This is a genomic window from Pedobacter sp. 05L430 (genome assembly GCF_056397585.1).
On the sequence record NZ_JBFTNT010000234.1, the window covers coordinates 1 to 6,709 of the forward strand.

General features: G+C 41.3%; 5 protein-coding genes. All 5 read left to right on the forward strand.

Features of this window, described 5'->3' with window-relative positions; all coding sequences use genetic code 11:
* On the forward strand, positions 1-352 hold a 352-nt coding region (locus tag AC1DG9_RS20895), incomplete at its 5' end, for an FHA domain-containing protein (protein WP_477635176.1).
* A 10-nt stretch (positions 353-362) separates the two neighbouring features.
* Positions 363-1,655, forward strand: coding sequence for a serine/threonine protein kinase (locus tag AC1DG9_RS20900; protein ID WP_477635177.1), 1,293 nt, complete (start codon positions 363-365; stop codon positions 1,653-1,655).
* Positions 1,656-1,673: 18 nt separating this feature from the next.
* The gene (locus AC1DG9_RS20905) at positions 1,674-3,215 is read left to right on the forward strand and encodes a serine/threonine protein kinase (protein WP_288883950.1); all 1,542 of its coding nucleotides are present in this window, start codon (positions 1,674-1,676) and stop codon (positions 3,213-3,215) included.
* 40 nt (positions 3,216-3,255) lie between these two features.
* A complete protein-coding gene (locus tag AC1DG9_RS20910; protein WP_048907188.1) occupies positions 3,256-4,170 on the forward strand; it encodes a LytTR family DNA-binding domain-containing protein in 915 nt (304 codons plus the stop codon).
* Positions 4,171-4,252: 82 nt separating this feature from the next.
* The coding region (locus AC1DG9_RS20915) for a TonB-dependent receptor (RefSeq protein WP_477635178.1) at positions 4,253-6,709 on the forward strand (2,457 nt) is incomplete at its 3' end.

Consider the following 6,709-nt stretch of genomic DNA (forward strand, 5'->3'; position numbering starts at 1 on the left):
CTCTTCTTCTGATGGCAAGATTAATATTGGCAGGGAAAAACAGGCACAGGATAGCGACGGCTTTATCAGGGTTAATAACATTGCCTTTCCAGATTCCAGCACAAATGAATGCAACAAATACATAAGCAGGCAACATGCCCATATAGAATGGAATAATGATGCTGCAGCTTTTATGCTTTTTGCTGATGATGGTGGTGTGCCTCCCCGAAATAAAGTAAAAATAAGGTCTGTAAAGGAGCATAATTCTGTAAAACTTACCTTCACAGAACTGGGGCACGCACTGCAAGAAGGAGATCAGATAATTTTAGGAGAATCAGCTGTTTTAGAATTCAGTTATCATTCTAATCAGTAATTATAAACAAATGGCAAAAGTATTTACTATAACAGAAGGATTGGAAAATATGGGTGCACTACGCACCGGCGGACAAGGATCTGTATATAAGGGTAAGAGAATGGGCGCCATTCTTTCGGCTGTAAAACTATTGCCTACACCTATCCACGCAGAGAGCACTGAGGACAAGAATTTCAGGGATTTCCAAAACGAAGTAGAAAAACTAAAAAAAGTTAATGAAGATCMAAGTCCCAATGTGGTCAAAATATTAAACTCAGGTCTTACCGAAAGCGGCTCTCTTCCTTTTATAGAAATGGAATACATAGAGGGCCCGGATCTGGAAGACTTGCTGAAACCACCACATAGCCCGATATTTACCATAAGAGAAACCATCAAGCTGGCCGATCACCTGGCCAATGCCCTTGCGCATTGCCATAAAGTAGGTGTTAAACATGGCGATATTAAAAGTAACAATATCAAATTCAATACGGATACTGGTAACTATATACTGCTTGATTTTGGTTTGGCGGTAATGTCTGATGAACAGCGTCGTTCCAGTTTACGTCATGCAGGTGCAGTAGAGTTTATGGCTCCTGAGCAGCACGATGGCAAAATGCTTTTTCAATCTGATATTTACAGTTACGGCATTATTCTTTATGAACTTTTAGCCGGAACGGTCCCCTTTCCGTTGATCAATAAAACAGAAACATCCCGAAATATGGTGATGCTTTCACATATCGAAAAGCAGATCCCTGATGTGATGGAGCTCCGTAAAAACCGCTTACCGGTAGAATGGTCAGAAGAAAAGAAAGCCCATGAAATGATGGCTCCGGCCTGGTTACTCCAGATTATTGAAAAATGCCTAGAGAAAAATCCGGAGAAAAGATTCCACGATGGAGTTGGTCTGTATGAAGCGGTTAGCAATAGCAATCAGGACATCCTTAACAACGAACAGGTTACAACAATAATAAATGAACTGAAAGCCGAGAATGAACGACTAACCGATTTGGTTCAGAAGTACGAAAAAGGAGGCAAAGCAAAAGCATTTCTTATTGGCGGAATTATATTATTTATTTGTTTAGCTACATTTGGAATAAATTTGGTCTTAAATCAACGTAAGGGTACTGAAACAGACAGCACTAACGTTGTAAGTAAACCAATACTGCCAGTAAAAAGCAGTTCAAAAACTGAACCTGGCAAGAAAGTTACAACAGTGAATCCGGATACCTTACAAACTGTTCCGGCGGCTAAAAAGGATACGATCAAACCAAAAACGACTAAAAAAACAAAGGACGGATTGATTAATGATGTTCCTGAATTTTAATAAAACAACAAAGACACTATGAGCAAAGTATTTACCATAACAGAAGGATTAGAGAACATGGGCGCCCTACGTACAGGTGGGCAGGGTTCTGTTTACAAGGGTAAAAGGATGGGTGCCATTATTACTGCGGTAAAGATATTGCCAACTCCTATTCATACTGAAAATACGGACGATAGAAATTTCAGGAATTTCAAGAATGAGGTTGAAAAACTAAAAAAGGTAAATGAAGTACCAAATCCAAATGTAGTTAAGATCCTTAATTCGGGCTTAACCGAAAGTGGCTCTTTCCCATTTATTGAAATGGAATACATCGAAGGACCAGATTTGGAAGAACTGCTTAAATCACCACACGCTCCAATTTTTACAATCAGAGAGACCATTAAACTTGCCGAACAGCTGGCAAATGCCCTTACGCATTGCCATAGAGTTGGGGTTAAGCATGGGGATATAAAAAGCAATAATGTAAAATTTAATACGGATACAGGGAATTACATCCTGCTCGACTTTGGCCTGGCAATCATGTCCGACGAGCAGCGCCGCAGCAGTGTGCGACATGCGGGTGCAGTTGAGTTTATGGCTCCGGAACAGCATGACGGCGAAATGTTCTTCCAAACCGACGTGTATAGCTATGGTATAATACTCTATGAGCTTCTGGCCGGTACAGTTCCTTTCCCATTGATCAACAAAGGAGAATCAGCGCGTAACTCAGTGATGCTTGCCCATATGGAAAAGCAGGTGCCCGACATATTAGCACTGCGAAGAGCTCAATTGCCGGAAAACTGGTCTGACGATGTGAAGGCACGAGAAATGAATGTACCTGCATGGCTACTTGATGTGATCAGGAAATGTTTAGAGAAGCGACCTGAAAACAGATTCTCTAATGGAATGGAATTGCAGGATGCCGTATTGCACCATAGCCATAGTAATGTATCTGCAACTGCTGCAAAACCAGCGGCCACAGTAGCAAGCGCAGTTACTGCAGCACCCTCATCAGGAGTTCGTGTTGCAAAGCCAGTATTTGTTTTAATGATCATGGCCATTTTAATGCTGGGTATTCTTTCAGCATATGCTTTGTTTTTTAAAAATCTTGAACCGAAAAAAGATCTGGTTACCGATTCCAGCAGTATAGTCCATCAAGACACCACCCATCAGGCAGAAGAAATAATTCCTGACACCACCGAGGAAATCAAACCTATTATTTTAGATACCGCGGCACAACAAGCCAATCAGGATAGCTTAAAAAAAGAGTTTGAACGCCAAACCGCGGCAAATACATCTAAGCCTACTCCTCCTCCTGTTACACAACCTAAAGAAGGACCAGAGGAACCTGTTATATTTAGTGAGGGCAAAAAATACAGAGTCCCTAAAACCACACTTTATTTTCATGATTCTCCAAATAATGATGCTCCCAGAAAAGGTATCTTAGGACTATGGGTCAAATCAAAATTTGAGGTAATTGATGAACAGGGCAACTTTATCTATGTTACACTTACCGACAGTGATGGGCAGGTTACAAAAGGTTGGTTAAAAAAATCAGACCTGAAGGAAGTTCCACAATAAATGCTTAAATTTCATTACCAAATATTAAGCATACCGTTGTATGGCAAGAACTACACCGCTTTCCGTCAATTACACTGTACTTAAGAGTGCACTGGATCAACGTTTCCTTATACTTAACTCATCCGTTAATAAAATAATATTTATTAGCCTGGTTACTGTAATCAGCTTGCTTTTCATGTACACCTTTGTGCCTTTTAACATCAACAGGTGGTATGAGGATGCAAGCAAATTTGACTTGTTCAAAATCTTTAGCATCTTTTCACTTGCCGGAACATTCACACTCCTGCTCACCCAATTTGGATTGCGGAAATGGCTGCGTATCGAATACCTTACCTACGGGCAATATTTCTTCTGGTTTCTTGGTGAAATACTGATCTTAACCTTTGGCATTATGGGTTGCGACTGGCTGCTCAACAATCATCCCGACCTGTCTGTAAGCAATTATCTCGACACGTTCAATTATACCATACTTATTGCCATCCCCCCTTATGTAATTTCATTACTGATTTTATTTGGCGCACAGCAATACAAACTGGCACACAACCTTTCATTGGTAGCAACAGAACACAAAGCACTTTCAGATAACCTGCTGATCGGAGATGAGAACGGAAAAATCATATTAACCCTTCACCCGAACAATGTATTGTTCTTTAAATCTGAAGACAACTATGTAGATGTTCATTACCTATTGGGTGGTGAAGTTAAAACAGAGCTTATCCGTACCACATTAAAAAAGATTGAGTCAACCTGCAGCTATTCCGGTTTAATAAGGGTACACAGGTCATATACCATCAATATAAAAACCGTTTCTTCTTCAAAGAAAACACATAAAGGCTATGTGCTTCAGTTCGATCCATTGCCCGACTTGCAGATTCCTGTTTCAGCATCACATCAAAAACAATTTGAGCAATACCTCAGCAGTACTACCTCTACGTTCCCATTCACCCCATTATAGCCCTATTTCGTCCCAAACACGTTCTAATCATTGTATGCAGATGGTTTTGCAATCTATATTGCACTAACCAAAACCAAACACAATGAAAGTAACCAGACTATTTTTATTGATCCCTTTTCATTTTTTATTTGCCAACCTAAACGCTCAGGTTATCAAAGGAACGATTAAAAACAGCGCCACACAGGAGGCCGTACCGGCTGTATCCATTCATGTAAAGAATTCTTCGGAAGGAACTTATTCTGATGACAGGGGCAGGTTTCAACTGACCATTAAAAAGAAATTACCCATCATACTTGTCATCTCTTCTATCGGTTTTGAAACTAAAGAAGTTGATGTGCAAAGTACCTCTGCCGCGCTCGATATCACCATTAACCCCACATCTATACTTGGGCAAGAGGTAGTGGTTTCGGCCAGTAGGGTGGTACAAAAAAAGCTCTCCTCTCCGGTAACCATAGAGCAGCTCAGCAGTAAAGACATCAGCAATTCCCCTCAGCTAAACTACATGGATATGATCCAGGGTTTAAAAGGAGTTGATGTAACCGTTTCCAGTATTGGCTTTACCAGCATCTCTACAAGAGGGTTTAACACCAGCGGAAATACCAATTTCACACAAATTGTGGATGGGATGGACAACCAGGCACCGGGGCTCAATTTCCCTCTGGGTTCGGCCATCAGCTTAACTCAACTTGATGTTGACAACATTGAAGTACTCTCGGGTGCATCATCTGCACTTTACGGTTCAAGGGGCTTAAATGGCACCATGGTAATGACCGGTAAAGACCCATTTAAATACCAGGGTTTAAGCGTGCTGATCACACAGGGAGTAAACCACATTAAAAACAGCGGCAGTTATGACCCTGTAGGTGCATCACCATATTATGATTGGGCAATCCGCTATGCCACAAAGATCAACGAGAAACTGGCTTTTAAAATTAACTCTCAATATACACAGGCAAACGATTKGGTGGCTACCGACAGCACCAATAAAAATGGCCCTGGCAGCAGGTTTACAGATCCAAATTATAATGGCGTAAACTATTATGGTGGAGCTACAAGTACAGATATTAATCCGTTCTTAGAGGGGGCATTAGCAGGCGATCCTTCCCTGGCTCCCCTTATTGAACCTTTACTGGCCAAACCTAACTACGTGGCCAGAACAGGATATCCGGAGTATGGATATCTGGATAACAAGGCAAAATTATTCAAAGTAAATGCCGAGTTCAGGTATAAAATAAATCCCAAACTAGAGGCAATCATGTCGGGCACATACGGTACAGGAAACATCGTATACACCAACGATACCCGCTACCAGCTTAAGGCCTTTAAAGTTGGCCAATACCGCGCAGAATTAAAAAGCGACAATTGGTTTGTCCGCGCATATACCACTTCAGAAAATTCCGGAAGAACCATAATTGCCGGCCCAACCGCTCAGTACATCAACGAAGGATGGAAAACGAGTTATGATGGTGCTACAGGAGGATGGTATCCGGAATATACCGGTGCTTTACTCGCTTCCCTTGCCGGAGGGGCCAGCTTAAATGATGCACATTTAGCTGCCCGCGCATTTGCAGATCAGGGTCGCGCACAATTAGGCACCCCGGAATTCAACGCCCTTAAAGAAAAGATTTCCAATACACCTATTTCCGAAGGAGGCACCTTATTTCTGGATCGCAGTAAGCTCTACAATGCAGAAGCTCAATACAATTTTACCGATAAGGTTAAGTTCATGAGTGTAATTGCCGGCGTTAACTGGCGCTTATACAGCCTGAACAGTAAAAACACATTATTCCCTGATAAGGATAAACCAATCAATGTAAAAGAATACAGTGCCTACATTCAACTGGCAAAAAAACTGGCAGCCGACAGGTTAAGCCTAAGTACCTCTTTCCGGTACGACAAGAACACGCTTTTCTCTTCTCCTAAAGTAACCTCAAGAGCTTCGGCAGTGTATGAGCCCGTTAAAGAAAACTTTATCCGCTTCTCTTATCAAAATGCGTATAGCTTTCCATCAAACATTCAGGCATTGCAAAACACACTTAACGGATATAACAGCTACTCCTCAGGAGGCTCTTCTTTGCTGTTAAATGACAATTACCATTTCAATCAGTTTCCGCCATATACACTTGAAAGTGTATCCGCTTATCAGCAATCAGGCGATGCCTCCGTATTAAAGAAATTTGAATACAATGACATTAAACCGCAATCTGTAAATGCCTTTGAGCTTGGTTATGCAGCTTTAATTGGCAAAAGAGTAATGTTTGATGTATTGGGCTATTTCTCTACCTGGAAAAACTTTATCGGCTACGCCAATGTGGCAAATACTCCGGGAACCGATGATGTAACTGCTTTTAAAGATCATAGTACATATGTACAGTACAATATTGCTTTTAATGGCGGACAAACCGTAAACACTTATGGCTACGCTGCCAGTGTAAGTGTAGACCTGTCGCATAACTTTTTGGCTAAGGTCAACTACTTTTCAGACAACATTAAGAACAAAAACAACAGCCAGGTAAACAACTTTAACACGCCTCATTAC

What these genes read in the sequence shown, in the direction of transcription:
- AC1DG9_RS20905 (WP_288883950.1), top strand. Translation starts at nt 1,674, where the DNA reads ATGAGCAAAGTATTTACCATAACAGAAGGATTAGAGAACATGGGCGCC.
- AC1DG9_RS20910 (WP_048907188.1), top strand. Translation starts at nt 3,256, where the DNA reads ATGGCAAGAACTACACCGCTTTCCGTCAATTACACTGTACTTAAGAGT.